Here is a 25,542-nt window from a genome sequence, read left to right as displayed (position 1 = left end):
GGATACAATTTTCTATATTCGGGGGTGGCTGGATGGCAGCCATGCCCGTTTACCGTGGAAATGGATACATTATTTCCATGGTCGGGGGTGGCTGAGCGCCAGCCATGTCCGTTTACCGTGGAAATGGATACATTGTTTTCATAGTCGGGGGAGGCCGGATGTTTGGCCATGAAGGTTTACCGTGAAGATGACTATCATTTTTATATTTGGGGGTGATTGATACGTAATCAATCATGCCTGTTTACCGTGGAAATGGATACAATTTTTTACATTCGGGGGTGGATGGATGGCAGCCATGACGTTTTACCGTGAAAATGGCTATCATTTTTATATTTGAGAGTGATTGATACGTAATCAATCATGCCTGTTTACAATAGATAAAATGGAAATTACTATACTTTTAAATTTGTTGCGTATTAGCACCGTATTATTTAATCCAAATATTATCATCGTATTATTTAATATAAATACTATAAATGTATCCGGAGGTAAAATGGATCTCTCGACTAAAAAAATAAACGCAGTTATTATGGTTTTATTCTCTTTGGTGTTTTTTTCAGGATGCAGCAGTAACATGGCTGCTGATAAAAACAGCAGAACATCTGCCACACCTTCTCCGGCAGTTTCCCGTGAACCCACTGCTCTTTATTATGACTTTGATGATGTTCTTGTACCAAAAGATCTTGCAGTAGTTAACGAATCAACTGTTGTGGTCAGTACTCCTGGATACACATCAGGTATTTTAACACTTAAGGGCAGAATTGAGATTAACTCCCTTTTCAATTTTTTTAACAACAACATGCAGAAAGATAACTGGGATGTGGTAAGTCAGATAAAATCCCCTGCATCAACAATTATGATTTTTCATAAATCTTCCAGATGGGCAGTTATTACACTTCGGGAAAAGGAGTTTTATACGTATGCCGAGATAGGTGTTGCCCCTGCTGTCGCAGAAACAGTTCCTGGAGTTCAACCGTTGGGAGAAAGCACTCTTTTTGAATGAGATTTGTTTGTGTTTTTTTAATTTGTGGGAAATCATGGTGAGTTCTATTGGTTTTTATTTCATGGATTTGTCACAAAAAAATAAGGATTACTCTTTCGGATATGCTAAAGAATAAACACATTATCCTTGGTGTATGCGGCGGAATTGCAGCATACAAAGCAGTTGAACTTCTTCGCCTCATGAAAAAAGCAGGGGCAGATGTCAAAGTGGTCATGACCTCATCTGCCCTTGAGTTTGTGGGAGAAACAACATTCCGTGTGTTGTCGGAGAATGATGTCTGCACCGGTCTTTTTAACTCAAAGGAATCTTCTGTCCGCCACATAGAGTGGGCACAGGAGGCGGATGCTGTTATAATTGCTCCTGCCACCGCAAATATCATAGGCAAACTTGCCTGTGGCATTGCAGATGATGCTCTTACCACAATGATGATGGCGGTGAAATCTCCTGTTATGATATGCCCTTCCATGAACACCTGGATGTATGAAAGCCGTGCTCTCCAGCGCAACCTTGATATTCTGGAACAAGATGGAGTTACCATTCTTGAACCTGGCACAGGAGAACTTGCATGTAAAACAAGTGGTGCCGGTCGTCTCCCAGAGCCGGAACTTATTTTTGACAGAGTTGTAAGGCTTTTTCATCCAAAGGATCTTGAAGGCAAAAAGATTCTTGTTACAGCAGGCCCAACAAGGGAAGCAATTGATCCTGTGAGATATATCACCAACCACTCATCTGGAAAAATGGGTTATGCCATTGCCGAGGCTGCGGAAAAGAGGGGAGGGCTGGTTACCCTTATCTCAGGGCACACATCCATTTTTCCGCCTTTTGGGGTTGATGTTGTAAAGGTTACAAGTGCCCTTGAGATGGCAGATGCTGTAATGCAAAATATGGATGATGCCGATATTATAATTAAAGTTGCAGCAGTTGCTGACTACCGACCCCTTGAGCCAAAAAGCAGCAAGATTAAAAAAGATAAGGTTAATGCAGTTTCAGAGCATTCCGTGTCAGAAACATTTTCTGCTGTGGGGCAAGACCTTACTGACGCGTCCTCTTTTCCAGATGTTAATTCTTTTTCCGCTAATGCTGCTCTTACCATTGATCTTGTTGAAAATCCTGATATCTTGAAGATGGCAGGAGAGAGAAAAACAAAACAGTTTCTGGCAGGATTTGCAGCAGAAACGGAAAATCTTGATGAAAATGCCCTTGCAAAGATCAGGAAAAAGAATCTGGATATGATTGTGGGGAATATTGTAGGGGTGGAAGGTTCAGGATTTGAATCAGATACCAACAAGGTGAAGTTTTTTTTCAGGGACGGTACGGTTGAAGAGCTTCCCCTTGCATCCAAAAAACAGGTGGCGCATACTCTTCTTGATCGTATTCTTGCAAAGATTTGATGATATGAATAAAAAATCTAAGGTTTTTATCTCTATGTCATTTTACAGGGAAGAGTTTAAAAAAATTCTGGATGGTGCTGTTTCCCTGTTGTCATGGAATCAGGAGTCCGGCCAAAATTCTATTGAGCTGTCGGAGCATTCCATAGATATTCTTAACCTTTGGAGCCATGATAGTCACTCATTTTCTCAACAGCATCATGAGCAAATTCCTTCCGGAAAGGTAACGCATAAAAACCTTGGAAATATCAATGATCTTAAATATAAATCCACAAAAAAAACATTTTCAAAATATACTGCTTCTTCCAAAGATGACACAGCCAGGGTTAGCAACCTTTCAATAAAAGCCCAAATTCACAGGGTTTCCGGCAAAGCAGAAGAGGTTAGCTCACTTGATCTCTCCAAACCTAATGTCTCTAACGTGGATGAGAACATCTTCCCTTTACCGAACAATTTGCTTTTAATGGATGGCGACATCCATGCCAGACTGCTTTTTTTCAGTGAAGCACTGCACTTAACTGATCAAACTCCGCTTCACGTCTCCACAAAAGAACCTGATGCAGACATTTCAAATATAATCTCTGACCCTTACGAATGCCCTGAAGGAGAACTTTTCCTTAAAATTCTTAAGGCAATGCATTTGACTCGTCAAAATATCTGCCTTTGCATCTTCTTACCCCTTGATTATACAAAAGGAATTCCTGTTGTTCGCAGGCAGGTTAATCAGATTAGAAATGAGATGGAACAAGTCATAAAAAAGGATGCCCTGAAATTATATGTACACTTGGAGACCATGCACTTAAAGTTCTCATGGGACGGGAATACCTTTTGACAAAATCAAGGGGGAGATTCTTCTCTTATCAAGTAGCAGGCAGTGAAACTTCTTCTGCTGTAATGCCCACCTGGCATCCCTCTGTGCTTCTTGAAAAGCCTGCAAGAAAAAAGGATGTGTGGGAAGATATGCAGAAAATAATGTCAGGGCTTGGTCTGTAATGTCGCTTTTTTACTCATTTCTTGAAAGTCTTGATGCTGAAAAAGGTTACTCACCTCACACATTACGTGCATATAGAAGTGATCTTGAAGAATATTTGCGTTTTCTTGTAAAGCATTACACCCTTGATATACAAAGCCACAAAGTTTTTCTGGAAAAAGATAGCTACCTGGAAAAGGATGGATATCTTTCTGATCATGAAGAAGAGCTTTTGGGTTGTATTAAAAACAACAAGAATCATGATGAAGAGTTTTTGGATTGTATTAAAAACAACCAGAAGAGTGTTGTCAGAGACTTTATTATTCACCTTGCACAGTCGGATATCAAAAAAAGCTCTGTTGCTCGCAAGCTCTCCACCCTGAAGTCTTTTTACAATTATCTGGTCAAATGTGGCAAAATTGAGGTAAGCCCTGCTGATTCAGTTCCTTTCCCCAAACTTAAACGCAATATTCCCGATTTTCTCACAGTTGATGATCTTTTTTTTCTGCTTGACTCAATTCCTTCTTCAACACTGCTTGAAAAGAGAAACTCTGCTATTTTTGAGACATTCTATTCAACCGGCATTAGGGTCTCGGAAATGGCAGCCCTTGATTTCCATGATATCAACTTTGATCAACAGTTAATAAGGGTTCTGGGAAAAGGCAATAAAGAGAGAATTGTGCCAGTTGGTGAACGTGCCCTGAATGCCATTTTGCAATATAGACACATATTACCTCTGCGCCTTGATCCACTTTTCCTTAACCACAGAAACAGCCGCCTTACAGATGGTTCCATGAGGAAAATACTGACAAAGATTGTTTCAGAATGCAGTCTTGCGATGCATGTAACCCCCCATATGCTGCGCCACTCCTTTGCAACCCATATGCTTGATGCCGGTGCTGATTTACGAGGCATCCAGGAGATTCTTGGCCACGCAAGTCTCTCCACCACACAGATTTATACCCACGTCACCATTGACAAATTGATGCAGGTGTATGATAAATCTCATCCAAGAAGTTAAGATAAGGGTATGAGATAAACCGTCATGGCCGCCATTGCTCTCCTCTGGTCATATGAATGATAAGGGAGATTTTTAAGCTACGAAGGTTACACACATTTTTTTTAAGGACAAATAATGACAGATTCTTTTCACGGTACCACCATATTGGCATTGCGCCATAAAGGGAAAGTGATTGTGGCTGGAGACGGCCAGGTCACTCTTGGCAGCACCATCACTAAACACAAGGCCAGAAAGGTGCGTCGGATCTATAATGAAAAAATTATCACAGGTTTTGCAGGGGCCACAGCCGATGCCCTGCATCTTGCTGAAAAACTTGAACAGAAGCTGGAACGCTATAACGGTAATTTAACACGGGCATCTGTTGAACTTGCAAGGGAGTGGCGAACCGACAAGTATCTCAGGCGACTTGAAGCCATGATGATTGCCGCTGATGAGACAAATACCTATCTTTTGTCAGGCAATGGTGATGTAATTGAGCCTGATCACGGGGTAATAAGCATTGGTTCCGGAAGTGTCGGTGCCCATGCGGCTGCCTTTGCTCTGATGAACCACACTGAGCTTGAGCCACGCAAAATTGTGGAAGAGGCAATGGCAATTGCAGCGTCTCTGTGTGTTTACACTAATACCAATATTACAATAGAAGAGATATAATGAACCGTCATCTGCCTGATCATAATAATAATGATGAGGTTTTTTTGCACGGTAAATAGGGAACAGGTCTTAAATTGCTTGCCCGCTTATCTCCCAAAGCTACATCTTCGTCTCTGGAGAGTGGGAGAGTGGATAAGTTATTTCCGGACTCATTCCTAACAGAGAGATGAGAGAATAATCCGATGCTTAATGATTTAAAACCAAAAGAGATTGTGGAGAAGCTTGATCGATACATAATCGGTCAAAAGAATGCCAAAAAATCAGTGGCCATTGCCTTGAGAAATCGCTGGAGAAGGCGCCAGGTTCCAGAGGACTTAAGGGATGAGATTGCACCGAAAAATATTATACTTATAGGTTCTACGGGTGTTGGCAAGACAGAAATTGCAAGGCGTCTTGCAACTTTGACTGATTCTCCTTTTTATAAAGTTGAGGCATCCAAATTTACTGAGGTTGGATATGTTGGACGTGATGTGGAGTCCATGATCCGTGATCTTCTTGAGCTGACAGTCAATAATCTTAGGGCAAGACAGCAGGATGCGGTTCAGGAGAAGGCTGCTGTAATTGCAGAAGAGAGGGTGCTTGATCTTCTACTTCCAGGGTCTGACAGCAGGAAATCCCAGGATAATGGCTCCGAGGATGGTTTGGAAAAAAATGGCATATCCTCCATTGATATCCTTGAAAATGACAATGCAATTGATGTTGTCTCCCCGCCTGAGAGATCAAGCTCTTCCACGAGGGAGAAGCTGCGCAAGATGCTTAAGGCAGGCAAGCTTGATAACCGCATGGTGGATATGGATGTTCCGTCAAAATCAATGCCCATGGTTGAAATTTTCAGCAATACAGGCATGGAGGAGATGGGCATCAACATGAAGGATATGCTTGGAAGCCTGATGCCCAAAAACACCAAACGCCGTAAGATCAAAGTCTCCGAGGCCATGAAGATTCTTTGCCAGGAAGAGGCTGCACATCTTGTTGATATGGAAAAAGTGACAAATGATGCTATTGAGATGGTTGAGCAATCAGGGATAATTTTTCTGGATGAAATTGACAAGATTGCAGGCAAAGGCAACAGCCACGGCCCTGAAGTTTCCAAGGAAGGGGTACAACGAGATCTTCTTCCAATTGTTGAGGGAAGCTCTGTGCCAACTAAATACGGAACAGTAAAGACAGATCATATTCTTTTTATTGCATCCGGAGCCTTTCATGTATCAAAACCTTCGGATTTGATTCCGGAGCTTCAGGGGCGTTTTCCCATACGTGTGGAGCTTCACTCCCTTGGAAGGGAAGAGTTCAAGAGGATATTGACAGAGCCGAGAAATGCTTTGATCCTTCAATATATGGCCCTTCTTCGCACCGAAGGAGTTGAGGTTGAGTTTACTGACAGTGCAGTGGAACGTATTGCCGCAATTGCTGTGGATGTGAATGAAAGGACAGAGAATATAGGGGCAAGACGCCTTCATACCCTAATGGAACGCCTCCTTGAAGAGGTTCTTTTTGATGCTCCTGATATTGAGGAAAAAAAGATTGTGGTGGATGCTGAGTTTGTTGACAAACAGCTCATGGATATTGTCAAGGATGAGGATTTGAGCCGCTATATACTGTAGTGTATTAATAATTTCTGTGGATTATGACTGAGTGCTTCTTCAAGTTAAAGCTGTCGGGTGATTTTTTAGAGAACTCAAAGGGTCAAGGGGTTACCCGAAAATCAAACCTTGAAAGAACACTGAGAAAATCTCGAAATATGGCTTTAACAGAGGGTGTTTTTTGCATATCCATAATATTTACAGGTAGTTAATATGACAATGAATGTAGCAGATATCTTAATAGAGGCTCTTCCTTATATTCGTCGTTTTTCAGGAAAAACCATTGTTGTAAAATATGGCGGTCATGCCATGGTTGATGAAAAACTCAAGGATGATTTTGCAAGTGACATAACTCTTCTTAAATATATTGGAATAAACCCGGTGGTGGTTCATGGCGGTGGGCCGCAGATAAACAAAGTACTCAGTGCCATGGGGATCACATCAAGTTTTGTGCGTGGAATGCGTTATACAGACGGCGAGACAATGGATGTTGTTGAGATGGTTCTGGGGGGCAAGGTCAACAAGGAGATTGTAGCCAGGATCAACAGCAAGGGGGGCAGAACTGTTGGCCTTACAGGAAAGGATGGCGGGCTTATTGTTGCAGAGAAGATGACCATTTATCAGGAAGCTCAAGGTGATAACCCTCCTGAGATTATTGATCCCGGAATGGTTGGAACTGTATCACGCATCAACCCTGAAATTATCCATACCCTTGCAGACAGGGGTTTTATTCCCGTGATTGCACCAGTTGGAGTTGGTGAAAAAGGGGAAACCTACAACATCAATGCCGATCTTGTGGCTTCAAAGATAGCAGGCGCTCTTGGTGCTGAGCGACTGATCCTCATGACAGATGTGGATGGACTTTTAGATCAAACATCAAATCTTGTCTCCACAGTAAATGCTGAGATGATTGACTCCATGATTAAATCAGGGGAAATAAAGGGGGGAATGATTCCAAAGGTGGAGTGTGCCCTTGATGTGCTTGCAGATGGTGTTAAAAAATCCCACATTATAAATGGAACCCGCTCCCATGCCTTGCTGCTTGAGCTTTTTACCGACTCAGGTATTGGTACCCAGGTGGTTCAGTAAGAGTCAACAACTCACTAAAGAGTCATAACTTCTCATTTTTTATGTTAGTGACAGGGAATGTTAAGAAAATGGATACAATTGAAAAAACAGACAAATATATTTTTAATACCTATGGAAGAATAAAGAGGGTGTTTGTCAAGGGAGAAGGTTCAACCCTCTGGGATGAAGAGGGAAACCAGTACACAGATTTTCTTGCCGGCATTGCAGTGTGCAGCCTTGGCCACAGCCATCCCCGTATTACTGAGGCTGTTGCAAGACAGGCTGCAACTCTTGTTCATGTTTCAAATCTCTATTATACCCAACCCCAGGCAGAACTTGCAAAACTTCTTGTTGAAAACAGCTTTGCAGACAGGGTTTTTTTTGCAAATTCAGGTGCAGAGGCAAATGAAGCTGCCATAAAGCTTTCCAGGCGCTATTTTAACTCTAATGAAACTTTGCATAAAGCACCAGGGAGCAAACAGGAGAGTGAAGAAGGTGTTTCAGGTAATAAAAATAAACGATATAAAATAGTTTCCATGAAACAATCCTTTCATGGGAGAACCATGGCAACCCTTACAGCCACAGGTCAAGATAAGATAAAACAGGGTTTCTCGCCACTGATGGATGGTTTTATTCAAATTCCTTTTAATGACCTTGATGCCCTTCAATCTGTTATTGACGACACTGTCTGTGCAGTAATCATGGAGCCTCTGCAGGGAGAGGGCGGGGTTGTTCCGGCAGATCCTGAGTATCTCAAGGCTGTGCGTACTCTTTGTGATGAGAAGGGTATTTTGCTTATTTTCGATGAGGTACAGACCGGAATGGGGCGGTGCGGATATCTTTTTGCCCATGAGATATATGGGGTTACCCCTGATATCATGACCCTTGCAAAGGCCCTTGCAAACGGTCTTCCCATGGGTGCCATGCTTGCAACAGAAAAAGTAGCTAAAGGTTTTGCTCCGGGAAGCCATGCCACCACCTTCGGGGGGACTCCCCTTGTGGCATCTGCTGCTCTTGAAGTATTTTCCATTGTCTCCGCTCCTGAATTTTTGAGTGAATGCCGTGAGAAGGGGAACTATTTCAGAAAACGCCTCAATCTGCTTAAAGAGAAGCATAGCTGTATAAAGGATGTGAGAGGAGAAGGACTTCTTGTGGGCATGGTTCTTGAGAATGAAGCTTCTGATATTGTGGAAAAATGTCTGAAAAAAGGCTTTATTATTAATGCAATTCAGGGTAATATTCTTAGATTTGCGCCTCCCCTGATTATTACAGTGGAGGAGATTGATGCACTTGTGGATGCGCTGGATATGCTGCTGTAATTCCACATTAATGATGTAAGGAGAAATCCATTGAAGAAAGATTTACTCTCGTTGCTTGACCTGGATGCATCTGATTTTACCTGGCTGTTTGAAAGGGCGCTTCAACTTAAAAAACGTTTTAACCAGGGCATTTCTGACAGACCATTGACGGGAAAGAGTCTGGGGCTGATTTTTGATAAAAAATCAACACGGACCAGGGTAGCCTTTGAGACCGCAATGATACAGCTTGGGGGCACCCCCATTTATATGAGTACACAAGATACACAGATCTCCCGCAATGAACCGGCAGAAGATACGGCAAGGGTACTCTCCCGTTATATTGATGCCCTTGCCATGCGAACCTTTGATCACACACTTGTGGAAAAATTTGCTGCATCATCTACAATTCCTGTTATAAATGCTTTGACAGACTCCTATCACCCCTGTCAGATTTTAAGCGATATCATGACCATCATTGAAGTTAAAGGTGGTTATGAAAACCAGAGGATCGTATGGGTTGGAGATGGTAACAATGTGGCAAATTCCTGGGTTAATGCTGCTGCTGTACTGGATCTTGAGCTTATTGTTGCAACTCCTGAAGGATACGGTATTGCCCCTTTCATAAGGGAGAGTTCTCTTTCAAGGGGAGGAAGTAAAATCTGTTTTACAAATGATCCTGTGGAGGCTGTCAAGGGTGCAGATGTTGTCTATACAGATGTATGGGCAAGCATGGGTCAGGAGGAAGAACAGCAGAGCCGTATATCTGATTTTGAGGGATTTCAGGTTAACAGGCAACTACTCTCCCATGCAAAGGATGATGTGATGGTTATGCATTGTCTGCCTGCCCACAGGGGAGAAGAGATTTCAGTGGATATACTGGAAGCACCGGGTGCTGTATTCTGGGATCAGGCAGAAAACAAGCGCCACATGCATAAGGCAATACTGGAAACACTGATTTTGCGAACCAATGCATGATGAACCTGTAAAAAGTTTTATGTGTCCTGAGTTAGAATTATGCCCAAAAACATCGAATGGAGAATATAAAGTGTCTGACATTAAAAAAGTTGTACTGGCCTATTCCGGTGGGTTGGATACTTCTGTTATATTGAAGTGGCTCATTGAAACTTATCAATGTGAAGTTGTAACCCTTACAGCAGATCTGGGACAAGAAGAGGAGCTGGACGGTCTTGAGGAAAAGGCCATGAAAACAGGTGCCGTCAAAGCCTATGTGGAAGATTTGAGAGAAGAGTTTGTCCGGGATTATGTTTTTCCAGCTTTCAGGGCAAATGCAATATATGAAGGGCAGTATCTTCTGGGTACTTCCATAGCAAGGCCCCTTATTGCCAAACGCCAGATTGAAATTGCCGCAAAAGAAGGGGCTGATGCTGTAAGCCATGGGGCCACAGGCAAGGGAAATGATCAGGTTCGTTTTGAACTTGGATATCTTGCAATTGACCCAACAATAAAGATAATTGCCCCATGGCGGGACTGGGATCTTACATCAAGAACAAAATTGATGGAATTTGCGAGAAATCATGGAATTCCTGTTCCCCAGACACCGGCAAAGCCCTACAGTACGGACAGGAATATGCTTCATATCAGTTATGAAGGTGGTATCCTGGAAGATCCGTGGGCACAGGCCACGGATGAAATGTACACAATGTCCATAAGGCCGGAAGATGCTCCGGATAAACCCGAAGTCGTTGACATTACCTTTTACCAAGGTGATCCTGTAGCCATTAATGGCGAAGATATGTCTCCTGCAACCCTTCTAAAAAACCTCAATACCCTTGGAGGGCGAAACGGCATAGGTAGGGTTGATCTTGTTGAAAACAGATTTGTAGGAATGAAATCAAGGGGAGTATATGAGACTCCGGGCGGTACAATTCTAAGACTTGCCCACATGAATATGGAGTCCATTACCCTTGATCGTGAGGTTGCCCATCTCAGAGATTCTCTTATTCCAAGATATGCTGAACTTATCTACAACGGCTTCTGGTTCTCTCCTGAAATGGAACTTCTTCAGAAGATGATAGATGATACCCAGACTGACGTTACGGGTCGTGTTCGTTTGAAACTATATAAAGGTGGATGCTATGTTCTTGGCAGAGAGTCTGACAGGAGCCTTTATGATGAATCATTTGCAACATTTGAGGATGATGATGTTTACAGTCAGAAAGATGCGGAAGGATTTATCCGCCTAAATGCACTGCGTTTGAGAATCCGGAAAATGGCACATAAAAAAAGGTCATTAAACCTTTAAAAACCGATGTATTAAAACAGAAGGCATCTTTGGGATCATGTCAAGGATGCCATTAATTAAACCGGAAATTTTATTTATGTCACAAAAACCCTGGGATGGCAGATTCAGTGAAAACACTGATGAGATGGTGGAGAAGTTCACATCATCCATAGATGTGGACAAGGCACTTTTTGCAAGTGATATTGAAGGCAGCTTGGCTCATCTTAAGATGATGGCCCATGAATCCATAATTACGGAAGAAGAGGCAACAAAACTTGAAAAGGGTCTTGAGGTGGTAAAAGGCCGCATTGAAAAAGGCGAGTTTGAGTACTCTGATGCCCTTGAAGATATCCATATGCATATTGAAAGCGCTCTTGGTGATGTTGCGGGCAGTGTTGCCAAAAAACTTCACACCGGAAGGAGCCGCAACGATCAGGTGGCCCTTGATGTGAGAATATACCTTAAAAAACAGACACTTGAGGTTATGGATTCACTTATTGCTCTTCAGAAGGTTCTGGTAGAGACTGCCCATAAGCACATGGGGGTTGTTATGCCGGGATATACACACCTTCAAAGGGCCCAGCCGGTGCTTTTTTCCCATCATCTCATGGCGTACTATGAAATGTTCAAGCGGGATTATGAACGTTTTTCAGATTCCCTGAAACGAACAGATGTAATGCCACTCGGCTCTGCTGCCCTTGCCGGAACCACATTTCCTTTAAACCGTGAGCTGACCCGTGAGATTCTTGGATTTTCAAAAATATCAGACAACAGCATGGATTCTGTTTCTGATCGGGATTTTATAATGGAGTTCATTTCACATGCCACCATATGCATGATCCATTTTTCACGTCTGTCCGAAGAGTTTGTGCTGTGGTCTTCGTCCGAATTTGGATTTATAACAATATCTGATGCATTTACAACCGGTTCCAGCATCATGCCCCAGAAAAAAAATCCCGATGTTGCAGAGCTTGTCAGAGGAAAAAGCGGCAGGGTTGTTGGCAATCTCATGGCCATAATCACTTTGATGAAATCCCTTCCACTTGCATACAACCGCGACATGCAGGAGGATAAAGAACCTCTATTTGACACGGTAAATACCCTGAAAGCCTCTATTGATATATACACCCGAATGATTCCCCATGTTAAGATACATGGCAGTGTGATGCGCACTGCTGCTGAAAAAGGTTTTTTGAATGCCACTGATCTTGCTGATTATCTGGTGGTTAGGGGGATGCCTTTCAGGGAGGCTCATTCTGTCTCAGGAAAGGCTGTTGCATTTGCCCTTGAAAATGGAAAGGAGCTGCATGAACTTTCCCTTGATGAAATAAAACAGTTTTCAGATCTTGTCAGTGAGGATATATTTGATTTTCTTTCCATTGAGAGCATGATATCAAGGCGCATCACACATGGTGGAACCGGTTATGACAGTGTCAAATCTGCTGTGGAAAAAGCTGCGCTTCTCCTTGGAATTACCCTTGGGTGATACAGGTGTTTTTAAGAAATTAAGAGTTCAGTTGTCAGAAAAAGGAATTAAGTGATGCCGGAAAGTTTCTGCAGAATTGTTAGTGACATAACACCTGTTGTTTTGTATAGGATGAGTTCTATTTTTATTATTGCGTTGTTTCTCTTTGTTTTTACACTGCAGGGGTGCGGTAAAAAAGGCGACCCGCTTCCTCCTCAATTTAAGGAGACAACTTTTTTAAATCATCTCAGGATTTCCAATGCATGAATCTGCTGTTTTCCCATTGACCATGACCGAGATGCATGAAAAAAACATACGCGTGTATCTTTCCGTTGGCTCCAATATGGGAGACAAAAATGGGAACTGTATTAAGGGAATTGATTTGCTTGATTCCATGGATGGGGTATCTGTTGTCTCTGTATCTTCTTTTTACAGGACAGCACCTGTTGACTACACTGATCAGGAGTGGTTTGTTAATGCTGCCATAGGAGTTGATACATTCCTCAAACCGGAATCATTGATGTTCACCCTGAAGCAGGTTGAGCAGAATCTTGGTCAATATGAAAAATCTGTTCGTTTTGGCCCGAGGATCATTGATCTTGATATTATTTTGTATGGTGACCTCATTTTTGAGACAGAAAAAGTTACCCTTCCACATCCACGGATGCACAAAAGGTGCTTTGTATTAAAACCCCTTTGTGATATAGCTCCTGATGCGATTCACCCTGTTTTCAGAAGCACAGTCAAAGCTCTTCTGGAGAATATTAAAAACGATCCTGAACAGAAAGTAGAAATAATTAATGGACAAGTGGATTTAAATTTTTGTAACGTATAATTTTACATAGAGTTGGTTACATAATTTTTGAACAATAAATAATATAGTGAGTGGACGGAGGAAGATTTTGAAATTTTTTATAGATACTGCCAACATTGATGAAATCAAGGATGCAAACAGCATGGGCATGGTTGATGGCGTCACAACAAACCCCTCTCTTATTGCAAGAGAAGATGGTGAGTTTAAGGATATCATCAAAGAGATTTGCGAAGTTGTTGACGGCCCTGTAAGTGCAGAAGTCATAAGCCTTGAGTATGAAGGTATGGTATCCGAGGCAAGAGAACTTGCAAAAATAAGTGATAATATTGTGGTAAAGATTCCCATGACAATTGAAGGTTTAAAAGCTGTAAGAACCCTATCAGGAGAGGGAATTAAAACTAATGTTACGCTTATTTTTTCGGCTCTTCAGGCTTTGATGGCTGCCAAGGCCGGAGCAACCTATGCAAGCCCGTTTGTTGGACGCCTTGATGATCTCTCCGAGGATGGTATGGGCCTTATAGAAGAGATTGTAGATATTTACGGCAACTATGGTTATACAACAGAAGTGATTGTGGCAAGTATAAGAAATCCCCTTCATGTATTAAATTCTGCACTTATCGGGGCAGATATTGCCACCATCCCATACAAGGTGTTAAAGGCCCTTGCATCTCATCATATGACCGACAAGGGGATCGCTGCTTTCATGGCTGACTGGAAGAAAAAAGAGAATAAGTAATCAACCAATGACCTTGCAAAACAAGCTATTAAAAACTGTATTACATCCCAATGTCATGACCATGTCAAGAATTGTGGCAGTTCCACTTCTTGTAATTCTGATGATGTACCCGGGAAAGATCGCACTGCTTCTGGCAGCAGCACTTTTTTCTCTGGCATCTATAACAGATTATCTTGACGGTTATTTTGCAAGAAAATATGGACTTGTTTCCAACCTTGGGAAAATTCTGGATCCCCTTGCAGACAAGCTTCTTGTGACATCTGCCTTTATAATGCTTGTCTCTTTGGCCTATATACCCGCATGGGTCGCCTGCATGATAATTGGAAGAGAGCTTGCCGTGACAGGCCTAAGATGCGTAATCATCGAGCAAGGAGAAGATGTTTCAGCGTCATGGCTTGGCAAATACAAGACAGGATTTCAGATTGCTGCAATTATCCCGCTTTTGATCCATCACTCCTATTTTGGTATTGATTTTGGGGCCATAGGTTCTGTTTTGCTGTATGGTGCGCTGTTTTTCACAATTTGGTCAGGTGCTGACTATTTTATCAAGTTCAGAAAATTAATTGCATTTTGATTGATATTAACTGTTGACAAAAAAGGGCATCAGATATATAAAGTTTCTGTTTTTAACTGAGCGGGAATAACTCAGTGGTAGAGTGCGACCTTGCCAAGGTCGAAGTCGCGGGTTCAAATCCCGTTTCCCGCTCCATTAAACAAAAAAGGCGGCTTGGCCAAGTGGTAAGGCGACGGCCTGCAAAGCCGTTATTCTCCGGTTCAAATCCGGAAGCCGCCTCCATAAAAAATAGAATACATACAAAGGTTTAGAAATTATTTTCTAAACCTTTTTTTTGTGCTTAAAATCTATTCCCCGCATTATTCACCAAATATTTATGAGCCTTGTACGCTGTCATAAAATCACGCATCCACCATTGCAGATCATTCTCTTTCACATACCTTGCCCATTAAAGGAGCTCTGAAAACTCCAATGCCTTCTGATGATGGCCTAACACTTTAGAAAGCCTGTCCCCATGTTCCCCTTGGCCTACCTTTTGGATTACTACTTTGTCCAGGCTAGAATAAGTGAGCTTCACCTTAAGAATCATTTTTTATAAAATGTTTTTTATTAAAAAATACCACAAAGAGGATATCTTATCTCGGGAATGTAACTTTTTAAAGAATTGCTTGACACCGTACTTTATAAAGGAATAAATACTTTTAGGCTTGATTTTATCATGATGATGCAACCTCTTTAAAAATTAATTGCTCTGTAAATTTTCTATATCATTGCGGGACATCCTTCATAGATTGTTTTATATAAATATTGATAACGATTGTATGGTAAATAAATACAGAAACATAACAATCGCATGAACCAGATTTTCCTATGGCACAAATCCTGCTGTTATGCTTTGCAGGCAAGATTTCCGATATGTACGGAAAACAGGTTATGAGGGCGTTCGGCAGCCCCAAAAAGGATATACTTATGGCAAAATGTTCAATCTGTAATTCTCGTAAAGGAAAACGAAAATGTGCGGCAGATAACACTTTTGTATGTAGCCTCTGCTGCGGGCAATCTCGCACGGCTGAAAAATGCGCAGGATGCTCATACTACAAAGATGTTTCCTTGATCAGAAACTATCGAAAAGTACCTTTCTATAGTACACAGCGAATGTCCGATTCATCTAATCTTCAAGATATTGCAAATGTAATTGAATCAATTCTTTGCCAATTTTACGCAGAGGATGAAAATGTATTTACAGACAAGCAAGCATTACAGCTTTTAGAATTGGCTTTTGATAGATTCCATTTCGGAGAAACCGAATTAAAGATTGATGACCATGAGTTAAAGGCCAAGTTTGAAAAAATGTTCCAAATGATTCAAGTCGATCTACCCAACACGTCCCATGATGATCTCATAAAAGTTTCTGCATCAGTTTACAGGTCAATACAAAGAAGAACACAAGGAGGGAGGGAATATCTATCATTTATTCAGCAATACGTTGGGAATAGAGTTGCCCCCTAGTGTGCTTTCAAGGTTTGATTGTCGGGTAGAAAATGCCTTGAACCTTTGAAAAGCCTTAAAAGTCACCCGACAGTTTAAACTTGAAGAAGCACTAGTGTGATTCGCAATGAGAATTGTGTCCTTCTAACGAGGAGAAAAAAAGGACAAATGTTAGAAGGTTATTGGGAGTTCCCAGGAGGAAAAATAGAGAAAGACGAAACACCACAATCGTGCCTCGAAATATATCTCAAGATTGGTTACCTGAGGAATATCATATTCGAAAAATAGCATGGGATTTTAGGTGGGATTTGAGGGCAAATATTAAAACAATCTACAGGTACCAGTCGAAAATTTGTGCAGTTTCAAACTTGCCCAGGCTGATGTCCCCATAGCAAAAATATTATCCAAATAAAAATTAAGGAGGTTAGCTATGGCTTATTGGTGGGTATCTCAAAACAAAACACATCATGAAGAAAAAAATGGTGGATATCTTTGGGCACCGAAAAATACTAAATCAGGAAAAAATATTTACCACTGGGACACGATGAAAGATGTAAGAAAAGGAGATATTATTTTTTCCTATTTCAGGCAATACATAGTTGCTTACTCTATCGCCCAGGGTAATGCTTACGACAGTAACAATCCTTTTAGAGACGCTGGAGAAACTTGGGAAATCAATGGGCGAAAAATTGACGCTTCATACACTAATTTGTTACGACCTATTTACATCCCTGATATTTTAGCTGAGTTACAAGATATTTTAATAAAACAAGGCGCCCATAAACCATTAAATGTTAATGGAACAGGGAACCAAGGATACCTATTCCCCTTGATTGATGAGGCGGGTAAATACCTACTTTCAAAATGCGATAAATAAAAAGGCTAACAAGGCGCTGCAAGGGGTGCGACCTGAAGTCGCTGATATTATTGTTAATTAATGCAAATTAACCTGCCGTATCACCGGCAGTTTCTTACCTTGGCATGCATTACTGGTAACGATTTTGTGTGAAGCCCAGGGGACAATGGAGTCCTTAGCCGAAAGGCTTGGAGAGGAAACCGTGAGGTAACCTCAACTCTGGCAGCATCAAGCTGGATGGAAGCTAAGAATGGTGGTATGCGTAACACATGTGAACCGTCGATAAACGTCGTTAGCGATGAGAGGCCAAAGATGCTGACAAGCCTTGACCAAAATGGTGAGGGGTATGGTTGTGATGCTCTGGTGTCATCATACGTGATCTTAAATTCTCCCGGCGGATAGACGGACGCTAACCTACTGTGTAATATCAGAGGAATCAGGGTAAGCCCAATTGTCTCCATTTAAGTATGGAAAGCAAACCGTAAGGTGAGCAGATAGAAGATGTCGGAGAAAGCAAAGGCTGCCTTGTAATGAGGCAGATACGGGGGTATCCCCGACACGAAAGTGAGCAGACTTCCGACAGGTGTTGAATCCCGGGAAACGTTTGGGCAGTTTTATCTTCATGGTGTGGATAGATGGTGACTTTTAGTCACTGACGGCCTGGAGAGCTTTGGGAGGCTTCTGCCAAACAAAGTAAATTGTCTACAAATGTGAAACGAGAAGGCAATTCATCTGTTTTTAGATATTGCCGGGTTCTTGACGGAACTTTTTTCAATGCTTGAGCCGTGTGAGGTGAAAGTCTCATGCACGGTTCTTAGGGGTGCGCTCTTTAACGATATAAGGTATTGATTCTATAAAGAATTTATGTTTAGACAACAACATAAGGGGGATGAAGCATGCGTTGACAAGCGGCACTTGTCAGGGTGTGAAGCCTTCAGACAATGTACCGGCTTCTGATAGCCATAAATCGGATGACCGGGCTACCCCTGCAAACTATGCTGACGAACAGGAATCTGCTTAACCGTCGTGAACCGTAACAGGTGAAAATGGCTGAAACACCTGAACCAAAATGGTGAGGTGGCTGGCTTTGATGCTCCCTAATCATCAAAGCGTTGTCTCATTGCCCACCCGGTGGACAGCAGGCAGCTAAGGGTTGCTGTTATGTATCTTATATCGGAACTGAGGAACTCTCACACCGCTATACCTTAACGGGAGGCGAGAATGCCAGCCTGCGGGAGAGAGGGCGGAGGCAACGTAGTAGCCAAATGCCGAGCTGTAATGGCTCGGACATGGTGAAGGAAGCCAGGCGAAGAAGAATCAAAAACCTGATCAAATGTTAACCAGGAATTGTAGATTGGGAGCAGCCTTGAAGCTGCTGGCACAGCCCGGACGTTAAGTGCAGGCGAGCAGGTGAGTAGTGAGGAACAGATCAGTTTCGATTTCTGAGCTGGAAAGCCGTGTGCGGTGAAAGTCGCACGCACGGTTTGGAGTGGGGGAAAGACTGAAAAGTCCTACCTATCGTTACGGCTTGGGGCTGGAAACAGACCCCGGCTACCCGATACCACGCAGGACGTGAGCGGTTCTTTTGGAGTTTGTCAGGCGTGGCTGGTGAGCTTATTGTTATGTGAATAATTTAAAGAGAAAATAATGATATTAGCGATTATCACAATCTTTAGATAATACCGATTAACTTGCTTAATAACCGAATATCATTTGTTAAAGCTGATAGTGAGCAGGTTTTAGATGTCATAATAGCAAAAAGCAACTTTACTCTTTATAAAACAAAAGAAGTTGCAACAGGCATTGATGTCCATCAAGATTTTCTTAATAAAAAAGGAGCTACAAAATTAAGTAACCAAATACCGATTGGTGCAGGCATCTTTAATTTATCAAATGAGGAAAAAGACAATCTTGATCTTACTGAAAAAGAAACCGAATTAATAAAGCCTTTCTATTCAACAAACCAGTTAACAAGATATTTCGGCAACAGCATTAATGACACCTGGGTAATTTACACTGATTCAAGTTTTAAAAACCCCCTCACAATAAAACCATATCCAAATATTAAAAGGCATTTAGACAGGTTTTCTAATGTTATTACATCTGATAATAAGCCATACGGACTGCATCGTGCTAGAAATGAATATTTCTTTAAAGGAGAAAAAATAATATCATTAAGAAAGTGTCCTCAACGCCCAACATTTACATTTACAGATTTTGACTGTTATGTTTCTCAAACATTTTTTATCATTAAAACAAATCGAATTAATCAAAAATATCTTACTGCTCTTTTTAACTCAGAACTAATTGCATTTTGGTTGAGAAATAAAGGGAAAATGCAAGGGAAAGCATATCAGGTTGATAAGGGGCCGATTTTAGAAATTCCAATTTATAAACCTGATAACCATTTACAATTATTATTTTCCAACGTTGTTGATTGTATCTTATTTGCGAAAGAGACCAATCTTGAAAAAGATACAAAAAATTTTGAATCTGTCATTGACTGCATGGTTTTCAACCTCTACGTCCCCGACCATATGAAAAAACGAAAAATAGATATCCTGCAATTTGTAGAAAAAGATATTGAAGAGGTTATGCAGGGCAAGGAGTTTGAAACTCTGACCGATACCCAGAAAGAACAGGTAATAACCGAACTTCATAACCGTTGGAGCGATCCGGACAGTGAAATAGTCAAACGCATGAACAGCTTTTCTGAAAAATCGCCTGAAATATTAAAGCCGATTATAGAGGGGTGATAAATGGAACATAATTCAGAAATAATCATTTATACGGCTTCAGACGGTACAACAAAGCTTCAGGTGCAGTTGGAAGATGAAACAGTCTGGCTGACACAGGAACAGATGGCAATGCTGTTTGGAAAAGGAAGAACAACCATAACTGAACATATTGGGAATATTTTTAAAGAGAGGGAACTGAACGAAAAAGAGGTGTGTCGGCTTTTCCGACATACCACAAAACACGGTGCAATAGAGGGTAAAACTCAAAGCAAACAGGTCAAATATTACAATTTGGATGTTATAATTTCTGTTGGATATCGTGTAAAATCTCCTCAAGGTACAAAATTCCGCCAGTGGGCCACTAAACGGATTCATGAATACATTGTAAAAGGCTTTACAATGGATGATGACCGCTTGAAACAGGAAGGCGCAAGGTCAAGATATTTTGAAGAACTTCTTCAAAGAATCCGGGATATCAGAAGCAGTGAAAGAAATTTTTACCAGAAAGTCACTGATATCTATGCAACCAGCATTGATTATAAAAAGGATGCCGCTTTGACCAGGGAATTTTTTGCAGCCGTTCAAAATAAAATGCACTATGCCATCCACGGCCAGACAGCAGCAGAAATGATAAGCCAAAGAGTTGACGCAGAAAAACCATTTCTAGGGCTGACCAATTTTCACGGCAAATATATAACCACAAGAGATATTTCAATAGCAAAAAATTATCTTTCTGAAGATGAACTCAAGCAGCTCAATCTCATTGTCTCCATGTATCTCGATTTTGCTGAACTCCAGGCAACAAACGGCAGGTTAATGAAAATGCAGGACTGGATTCAAAAACTTGATGATTTCCTGAGAATCAGTGAGAAAGAACTTTTAACCAATGCCGGAAAAATCAGCCATAAAAAAGCGGTCGAAAAAGCAAAAATTGAATATGAGAAATATAGAAAAGAAGAGGATAAAAAATATATCTCTGATTTTGACCGTGAGATGAAAAAATTATTGAAAGATGAGAAAAACACATAACAAAAAAATCCAGCGGACGCAAAAAGCCGTGCCGCTGATTTTGGCGTTAGCCGTTTATTACCCGAATCTCATCCTATTTACTCAAAGTCGACACCTATGATCTTGTAAGCCTTGTCAACACTGTCTGAATCAGGATTCCCAAGATTAACAAGATAAGGCAGGATTATCTATCCTGAGCATCCTATCCATCCTGGTTATCCTGGTTCAGACAACTGCAATAACTTCTGAAAAAGCAATAAGATGTCGATTTTGAGTATTTATGTTACCTTCAGTAGTAAACTAAGGAAAAAAATGGCAAACCCTAAACGAAAAATAATTGGTTACTTTGCCTTTGTTCCACCAAATCAGGTTGTTTGCACAGGTGACAGAGGTGATGCTTGTGTAATTTCAGCTTCCTCACGAACTATGAAAGCATTCGTGAAGGAAATAGATCCCGATGATTTTACAAAAAGGATCATTAAAAAAACATCATTTGAAGAAATATTGAATGGTCTTAAATTAGGGGCAGCATATGCTTTTGATCAGGACTCGTACAAAAAATTTTATCCGCTTGCACGAAAAGAAGGTTTGCAAGTTGCTGAAGCCAACTTTGAGGAAATGAAATCTAAAGGTTTTCGTTTTTTTACAGTTCAATTGAAAAGTTTATAAGCGGCTAACCTAATTGAGCCTGTTTAGAAATTCAATCCGATCTCTGCTTTTAAAGGAAAAGTGATGCTCAAAGAAATATGTGATGATGTGTACAACGAATTTTTACTGGGAGAAAAATCAAACAAAAAAAGCCTTTCTGAAAAAATACGCAAACTTGACGGTTTCTTTTATCGTGGAAAACAAATGACGCTCGATTCATTAGAGATTCTTTTTGACTTAGAGCGAAAAATGATCCATTCAAAAGGTCCAAATAAACAGCGTATAGAAAGAACAATTCTAAAAGGCCTCTCAAGATATACATTTGAAAACCACTATTTTATGGATACAGAATCGGATATCAAAAAGAGAACCTCTGAAGAAGAGCAAGAATATCTCATTGCCCTGAAGTTGGTTGATTTTGCAGAGGAACTTTTTGCTATGAATATTTCAAGAGATAGCTTTGCCAATAAGAGGAAGGGCTTGGCACTTGAAATGTTAATAGCCCTTGCAAATCATTATGACATTCCCAAAATATTCGAATTATGCTCGATTGCACTGAAAAGTAAAAAGAGAGAGTTAATTTTATCAGGCATAGAGTTTTTGGAAAGTTACGGTAATGATCAAGATGAACCATTACACTCTGATACTATTGAGATTCTGGATGAAATCATATTTGATACAAGAGATCGTACTATTGCTGTATCTGCATTAGATATTCAGATACAAAAAGGACATATTGGTGAATTTGAAGCAATGTCAAGACTTGATGAGTGGAAAGAAAAATATTTGAAATAATGTTAAGATGATAGTGATCTCGATATTTGATGGAAATAGGCTTTATTTTTTGCAAGCTTTTTTATGGAAAATCTTTAGCCCCCCTTCGTTCCTAACTTTTAAGGGGCGATCACTTCTCCACCAATTAACGTGAAAGAATCCACGATAAAGGAAATATATTTTTTTGGGTGGGGAGTATTTGAAGCACTTTTTGATGCTAACGGATTTTAAGGAGGCAAAAATCCGTAGCTTTTTCAGTCATAACATACTTAGTTTAAGTTTTATTTTGGCACATCACTTACCGGAAGGCATATTGTAAAGCTGGTACCTTGACCCACTTTACTCTCCACCAGAATATCTCCTCCATGCTCCTTGACAAATCCATAGCATACAGAAAGGCCAAGTCCTACCCCTTTGACACTGTCGGTTTTGGTTGTAAAAAAGGAGTCAAAAATTTTTTCTATATGCTCTTCCTTAATGCCGCCTCCGGTGTCTGTAATTATGACACGAACCTTTTTTGCATCAAATAGGGTGTTGATACTTAAATTGCCCCCATCTGGCATGGCATCCATTGCATTGGATATCATGTTCAGAAAAACCTGGCGCAACTGATCCCGTGAAGCATAGACCATTGGCATCCCTTGTGCAAACTCATAGGTGAATTTAACACTGTTTTCCCTGAATCTCTTTTCATAAAGAAGGATTATCTCGTCGAGAAGCACATTTATATCGACATTTCGCTTCTCCTCCTGATCAGGTTTGGAAAAGGAGAGCATTTTTCTAAGCATATCCGCAAGTCGTGCTGTTTCAGAAATGGACATATCCAAAAGTTTGCGCCGTTTGTTCTGTGGAGATATTTCGGTTTTCATAAGCTCCAGGGTATTCATGATTCCGAAAAGAGGATTGTTAAGCTCATGGGCAAGCTGGGAAGTCAAACGTCCCATGGCAGCAAGCTTTTCTGACTGCAAAAGCTGCTGACGTGTTTCACTTAGTTTTCTCTCCATGGCAAGGCGTTCGCTGAGATCCACAAAGATTCCAACAGATGCAATTTCGTTTCCATGTTCATCATAAAGAAGTGCAGCGGAAAGATTTCCTTCTGTCTCATTTCCATTAATATCCTTGAATGTTACTGGATATGATTTAAGCTTTCCCTTGCCTCCATAATCATCGGATCGGATCATTTTCATTACGTCTTTTGCAAGATTTCCGGTGTAAATCTCCCTTATGTTTATTTTACCTATAACCTCCTCGGCACTTTTGCCAAAAACCTCTTCAGCCCCCTGGTTCCAGATGAGAACTTCTCCCTTTAAATCTGCGGCCATAATGGCATTGACAGAACAGTTGATTGTCTGATCCAGAAAATTGAGGGCTTTCTGCATCTTCTCTTCCATCATTTTTCTCTGGGTCTGATCAACCACAATACCCTCATAACCCAGAACATTGCCCTTTTCGTCATACCTTACATGGCTTGTGAGCAGAACCTGGATGGTATGGCCATCCCTCCTGCGCCACTCCACCTCGTAATCAACAACTCTTCCCTGTTTTTCAACAATGCTCATGAACTCCTTGCGATCTTCAGGCTTAAGATAGAGATCCCTTGCAATATCCATGGCCAGAAAATTGTCACGGTTTACATAGCCAAGCATTTTAAGGAAAGTCCTGTTGACATCCAGAAATTTTCCCTCTTTGCTGCTTATAAATACCCCACAGCCTGCATGTTCAAACAGTCGTTTGTAATCCTCTTCAGAGCTTTTCAGCCTTGCTTCCTGCTCTTTTGTCTTTGTAATATCACGATAAATTGAAAGCTTCAGGCGAGTGCCGTCACTGTTGCTTATGGGAAGCTCTATGAGGTTGAATGTTTTATTAAATTTTTCAAGGATTACTTCGCCATAACGGGTTTCACCCTTATTAAATACGTCGTCAAAGCGGCACCAGTTGCAGATACCTTTGCCCTCATTCATTATATCGTAGCATTTTTTACCAACGCCATCACCAAAAAGAGCAGTCATGGCACTATTCATGTATTCTATTGTGTAGTCGGAGTTGATAATATAAATACCATCCCCAATAGCTTTAAAGGCTTCAACCAATCTTGAAGATTTGATATCTGTCATAGCACCATCCTTTTTTAAATTCTGCATTTATCATGCTGAGTACTCAATTAAGTGTTTTTGCAGGGTTTGGTTAACGGGTAGAAAAAACTTGAAATCTTGAAGTGTTTTAAAAATCTTCGACAGTTCAAACTTGAAGAAGCATTAGTTGTTCTGATTCTGAGGCGGCTCTTCTACACCCCATTTTCTTGATATGTCAGAAAAAATTCCATTTTCAATTATCTTCTTTTTGCCAAGGTCAAAGTCATCAAGAATTATAGATATTCCGGGATTGGTCTTAACACCGGCAACATATTCTATTGATGCATCAAAAGAAGGAAGTTTTTTGTATTTTGTTTTCCAGTTTTCGTTTTTGAGGGCATAATCAAAATTGATTTCATACCCTGCAAAACCATCAATACGCCCCATATCAAGCATTTTAAAACCCTGGATTATTTTTGTGACATCGTCTTTTTCAAATCCTGTTGCCTGGTCCCATTTTTTCCCAAAGTTCCAGCCCCTTATTTTTCCTATTGTCAAGCCGTTCAAAGAGTCCAGACCCTGCCACTCTATGGTAGAGTCAAGGGGAACGTAAATTAAAAAATTGACCTGATCAACAGACTCTTTTGAAAAACTGAATGTCTTTTCCCTTTCCGGGTTCTTGATCATGGGAAAAATGATGTCATCCATTCCTGTGCTTGTTTCATAAACTGCCCTTTTCCAGGGGTAAATACTTAAGTTTATTGTATATCCCATGGCATGGAAACTCTCCCGCAGAACATCCCAGCTATACCCTTGCAGGTTTGCTGAATCAACTCCGGGGGGAATTATTTCGTTAAAGCCTTTTTTGCTTTTTTGGGGAAAACAGTATGGAGGATATTCATCAAGGGTTGCAACTTTAACAATTTTTTCAGAAGAATAAACAGGAAGGCAGAATAATGAGAGAAGCAAAATAAATACTGTAATTGGGTAGATTATTTTTTTCATGTATAAACCTTTTTTGCTTTTGTTGTTAATATGAATGTGGTCTTGTTCTGAGGTTATGGCGGTGAATCAATATATGTGTTTTTTAAAGTCATGAGTGGAGATACTATTTCTGAAAAGTAACGGAATTTTTTTACCGTGGAAATGGATACAATTTCCATGGTCGGGGGTGGCTGATCATCAGCCATGATCGTTTACCATGG

General features: G+C 40.9%; 24 protein-coding genes and 2 tRNA genes. 24 read left to right on the top strand and 2 right to left on the bottom strand.

The window, feature by feature from the left end; translation table 11 throughout:
* The first annotated feature begins 493 nt into the window (after nucleotides 1–493).
* From MTBBW1_RS03885 to MTBBW1_RS03765, 24 genes are all read left to right on the top strand, one after another.
* Nucleotides 494–1,003, top strand: a complete 510-nt coding sequence (locus tag MTBBW1_RS03885) for a hypothetical protein (RefSeq protein WP_080799374.1) — start codon at nucleotides 494–496, stop codon at nucleotides 1,001–1,003.
* Nucleotides 1,004–1,104: 101 nt separating this feature from the next.
* Nucleotides 1,105–2,394: a bifunctional phosphopantothenoylcysteine decarboxylase/phosphopantothenate--cysteine ligase CoaBC gene (coaBC, locus tag MTBBW1_RS03880; RefSeq protein WP_080799371.1), complete on the top strand. Its 1,290-nt coding sequence runs from the start codon at nucleotides 1,105–1,107 to the stop codon at nucleotides 2,392–2,394.
* Nucleotides 2,395–2,398: 4 nt separating this feature from the next.
* Nucleotides 2,399–3,223, top strand: coding sequence for a hypothetical protein (locus MTBBW1_RS03875; RefSeq protein WP_139786651.1), 825 nt, complete (start codon nucleotides 2,399–2,401; stop codon nucleotides 3,221–3,223).
* Nucleotides 3,202–3,384: a uracil-DNA glycosylase family protein gene (locus tag MTBBW1_RS03870; RefSeq protein ID WP_080799364.1), complete on the top strand. Its 183-nt coding sequence runs from the start codon at nucleotides 3,202–3,204 to the stop codon at nucleotides 3,382–3,384. Before MTBBW1_RS03875 ends, MTBBW1_RS03870 begins: the two co-directional genes overlap by 22 nt.
* A complete protein-coding gene (locus tag MTBBW1_RS03865; RefSeq protein WP_080799362.1) occupies nucleotides 3,384–4,382 on the top strand; it encodes a tyrosine recombinase XerC in 999 nt (332 codons plus the stop codon). The genes MTBBW1_RS03870 and MTBBW1_RS03865 overlap by 1 nt, the downstream gene beginning before the upstream one ends.
* 114 nt (nucleotides 4,383–4,496) lie before the next feature.
* On the top strand, nucleotides 4,497–5,033 hold the full coding sequence (gene hslV, locus MTBBW1_RS03860; RefSeq protein ID WP_080799359.1) for an ATP-dependent protease subunit HslV: 537 nt from the start codon (nucleotides 4,497–4,499) through the stop codon (nucleotides 5,031–5,033).
* A 182-nt stretch (nucleotides 5,034–5,215) separates the two neighbouring features.
* Nucleotides 5,216–6,637, top strand: coding sequence for an ATP-dependent protease ATPase subunit HslU (hslU, locus tag MTBBW1_RS03855; RefSeq protein ID WP_080799355.1), 1,422 nt, complete (start codon nucleotides 5,216–5,218; stop codon nucleotides 6,635–6,637).
* Between the two features lie 192 nt (nucleotides 6,638–6,829).
* Nucleotides 6,830–7,705 (top strand): acetylglutamate kinase, encoded by an 876-nt coding sequence (argB, locus tag MTBBW1_RS03850; protein ID WP_080799352.1) that lies wholly within the window; start codon nucleotides 6,830–6,832, stop codon nucleotides 7,703–7,705.
* 68 nt (nucleotides 7,706–7,773) lie between these two features.
* The gene (locus MTBBW1_RS03845) at nucleotides 7,774–9,003 is read left to right on the top strand and encodes an acetylornithine transaminase (protein WP_080799349.1); all 1,230 of its coding nucleotides are present in this window, start codon (nucleotides 7,774–7,776) and stop codon (nucleotides 9,001–9,003) included.
* 30 nt (nucleotides 9,004–9,033) lie between these two features.
* A complete protein-coding gene (argF, locus tag MTBBW1_RS03840; protein WP_080799346.1) occupies nucleotides 9,034–9,957 on the top strand; it encodes an ornithine carbamoyltransferase in 924 nt (307 codons plus the stop codon).
* Nucleotides 9,958–10,027: 70 nt separating this feature from the next.
* Nucleotides 10,028–11,245, top strand: a complete 1,218-nt coding sequence (locus MTBBW1_RS03835) for an argininosuccinate synthase (RefSeq protein WP_245809235.1) — start codon at nucleotides 10,028–10,030, stop codon at nucleotides 11,243–11,245.
* 76 nt (nucleotides 11,246–11,321) lie between these two features.
* Complete coding sequence (gene argH, locus MTBBW1_RS03830) at nucleotides 11,322–12,710, top strand: argininosuccinate lyase (RefSeq protein WP_080799343.1); 1,389 nt, start codon at nucleotides 11,322–11,324, stop codon at nucleotides 12,708–12,710.
* Nucleotides 12,711–12,948: 238 nt separating this feature from the next.
* Nucleotides 12,949–13,524, top strand: a complete 576-nt coding sequence (gene folK, locus MTBBW1_RS03820; RefSeq protein ID WP_245809234.1) for a 2-amino-4-hydroxy-6-hydroxymethyldihydropteridine diphosphokinase — start codon at nucleotides 12,949–12,951, stop codon at nucleotides 13,522–13,524.
* 67 nt (nucleotides 13,525–13,591) lie between these two features.
* Nucleotides 13,592–14,239 carry a fructose-6-phosphate aldolase gene (gene fsa, locus MTBBW1_RS03815; RefSeq protein WP_080799338.1) on the top strand — a complete coding sequence of 216 codons (648 nt, stop codon included), beginning with the start codon at nucleotides 13,592–13,594 and terminating at the stop codon, nucleotides 14,237–14,239.
* A 7-nt stretch (nucleotides 14,240–14,246) separates the two neighbouring features.
* On the top strand, nucleotides 14,247–14,813 hold the full coding sequence (gene pgsA / locus MTBBW1_RS03810) for a CDP-diacylglycerol--glycerol-3-phosphate 3-phosphatidyltransferase (protein ID WP_080799335.1): 567 nt from the start codon (nucleotides 14,247–14,249) through the stop codon (nucleotides 14,811–14,813).
* Between the two features lie 60 nt (nucleotides 14,814–14,873).
* A tRNA-Gly gene (locus tag MTBBW1_RS03805) sits at nucleotides 14,874–14,948 on the top strand.
* A 12-nt stretch (nucleotides 14,949–14,960) separates the two neighbouring features.
* Nucleotides 14,961–15,035 (top strand) — tRNA-Cys (locus MTBBW1_RS03800).
* A 687-nt stretch (nucleotides 15,036–15,722) separates the two neighbouring features.
* Nucleotides 15,723–16,262: a hypothetical protein gene (locus tag MTBBW1_RS03795; RefSeq protein ID WP_139786650.1), complete on the top strand. Its 540-nt coding sequence runs from the start codon at nucleotides 15,723–15,725 to the stop codon at nucleotides 16,260–16,262.
* Between the two features lie 96 nt (nucleotides 16,263–16,358).
* Nucleotides 16,359–16,529, top strand: coding sequence for an NUDIX domain-containing protein (locus tag MTBBW1_RS03790; protein ID WP_080799328.1), 171 nt, complete (start codon nucleotides 16,359–16,361; stop codon nucleotides 16,527–16,529).
* A 142-nt stretch (nucleotides 16,530–16,671) separates the two neighbouring features.
* Nucleotides 16,672–17,118 carry a hypothetical protein gene (locus MTBBW1_RS03785; protein ID WP_080799325.1) on the top strand — a complete coding sequence of 149 codons (447 nt, stop codon included), beginning with the start codon at nucleotides 16,672–16,674 and terminating at the stop codon, nucleotides 17,116–17,118.
* 1,670 nt (nucleotides 17,119–18,788) lie between these two features.
* Nucleotides 18,789–19,853, top strand: coding sequence for a TaqI-like C-terminal specificity domain-containing protein (locus MTBBW1_RS03780; protein ID WP_186441068.1), 1,065 nt, complete (start codon nucleotides 18,789–18,791; stop codon nucleotides 19,851–19,853).
* A gap of 3 nt (nucleotides 19,854–19,856) precedes the next feature.
* On the top strand, nucleotides 19,857–20,864 hold the full coding sequence (locus tag MTBBW1_RS03775) for a virulence RhuM family protein (RefSeq protein WP_080799319.1): 1,008 nt from the start codon (nucleotides 19,857–19,859) through the stop codon (nucleotides 20,862–20,864).
* A gap of 291 nt (nucleotides 20,865–21,155) precedes the next feature.
* A complete protein-coding gene (locus MTBBW1_RS03770; RefSeq protein WP_080799316.1) occupies nucleotides 21,156–21,512 on the top strand; it encodes a hypothetical protein in 357 nt (118 codons plus the stop codon).
* 63 nt (nucleotides 21,513–21,575) lie between these two features.
* The gene (locus tag MTBBW1_RS03765; protein ID WP_080799315.1) at nucleotides 21,576–22,286 is read left to right on the top strand and encodes a hypothetical protein; all 711 of its coding nucleotides are present in this window, start codon (nucleotides 21,576–21,578) and stop codon (nucleotides 22,284–22,286) included.
* 260 nt (nucleotides 22,287–22,546) lie between these two features.
* Here the strand turns inward: MTBBW1_RS03765 and MTBBW1_RS03760 are convergent, their stop codons facing one another.
* Together MTBBW1_RS03760 and MTBBW1_RS03755 are read right to left on the bottom strand one after the other, a co-directional pair.
* Nucleotides 22,547–24,379, bottom strand: coding sequence for a PAS domain-containing sensor histidine kinase (locus MTBBW1_RS03760; RefSeq protein WP_080799312.1), 1,833 nt, complete (start codon nucleotides 24,377–24,379; stop codon nucleotides 22,547–22,549).
* Between the two features lie 141 nt (nucleotides 24,380–24,520).
* A complete protein-coding gene (locus MTBBW1_RS03755) occupies nucleotides 24,521–25,342 on the bottom strand; it encodes a substrate-binding periplasmic protein (RefSeq protein ID WP_080799310.1) in 822 nt (273 codons plus the stop codon).
* Nucleotides 25,343–25,542 lie beyond the last annotated feature (200 nt).

It is taken from the genome of Desulfamplus magnetovallimortis, assembly GCF_900170035.1.
Taxonomy (GTDB): domain Bacteria; phylum Desulfobacterota; class Desulfobacteria; order Desulfobacterales; family Desulfobacteraceae; genus Desulfamplus; species Desulfamplus magnetovallimortis.
Note: the sequence above shows the minus strand (reverse complement) of the source record. Positions and strands in the feature narration are given on the sequence as shown.

Bases quoted from the DNA above. Each gene is read 5' to 3' on its own strand.
- coaBC (WP_080799371.1), top strand. From the start codon at position 1,105: ATGCTAAAGAATAAACACATTATCCTTGGTGTATGCGGCGGAATTGCA.
- MTBBW1_RS03870 (WP_080799364.1), top strand. From the start codon at position 3,202: ATGGGACGGGAATACCTTTTGACAAAATCAAGGGGGAGATTCTTCTCT.
- argH (WP_080799343.1), top strand. From the start codon at position 11,322: ATGTCACAAAAACCCTGGGATGGCAGATTCAGTGAAAACACTGATGAG.
- MTBBW1_RS03755 (WP_080799310.1), bottom strand. From the start codon at position 25,342: ATGAAAAAAATAATCTACCCAATTACAGTATTTATTTTGCTTCTCTCA.
- hslV (WP_080799359.1), top strand. From the start codon at position 4,497: ATGACAGATTCTTTTCACGGTACCACCATATTGGCATTGCGCCATAAA.
- pgsA (WP_080799335.1), top strand. From the start codon at position 14,247: ATGACCTTGCAAAACAAGCTATTAAAAACTGTATTACATCCCAATGTC.
- MTBBW1_RS03775 (WP_080799319.1), top strand. From the start codon at position 19,857: ATGGAACATAATTCAGAAATAATCATTTATACGGCTTCAGACGGTACA.
- MTBBW1_RS03795 (WP_139786650.1), top strand. From the start codon at position 15,723: ATGGCAAAATGTTCAATCTGTAATTCTCGTAAAGGAAAACGAAAATGT.
- MTBBW1_RS03885 (WP_080799374.1), top strand. From the start codon at position 494: ATGGATCTCTCGACTAAAAAAATAAACGCAGTTATTATGGTTTTATTC.
- MTBBW1_RS03770 (WP_080799316.1), top strand. From the start codon at position 21,156: ATGGCAAACCCTAAACGAAAAATAATTGGTTACTTTGCCTTTGTTCCA.
- MTBBW1_RS03865 (WP_080799362.1), top strand. From the start codon at position 3,384: ATGTCGCTTTTTTACTCATTTCTTGAAAGTCTTGATGCTGAAAAAGGT.
- hslU (WP_080799355.1), top strand. From the start codon at position 5,216: ATGCTTAATGATTTAAAACCAAAAGAGATTGTGGAGAAGCTTGATCGA.
- MTBBW1_RS03785 (WP_080799325.1), top strand. From the start codon at position 16,672: ATGGCTTATTGGTGGGTATCTCAAAACAAAACACATCATGAAGAAAAA.
- MTBBW1_RS03760 (WP_080799312.1), bottom strand. From the start codon at position 24,379: ATGACAGATATCAAATCTTCAAGATTGGTTGAAGCCTTTAAAGCTATT.
- MTBBW1_RS03875 (WP_139786651.1), top strand. From the start codon at position 2,399: ATGAATAAAAAATCTAAGGTTTTTATCTCTATGTCATTTTACAGGGAA.
- MTBBW1_RS03765 (WP_080799315.1), top strand. From the start codon at position 21,576: ATGCTCAAAGAAATATGTGATGATGTGTACAACGAATTTTTACTGGGA.
- MTBBW1_RS03845 (WP_080799349.1), top strand. From the start codon at position 7,774: ATGGATACAATTGAAAAAACAGACAAATATATTTTTAATACCTATGGA.
- folK (WP_245809234.1), top strand. From the start codon at position 12,949: ATGCATGAATCTGCTGTTTTCCCATTGACCATGACCGAGATGCATGAA.
- argB (WP_080799352.1), top strand. From the start codon at position 6,830: ATGACAATGAATGTAGCAGATATCTTAATAGAGGCTCTTCCTTATATT.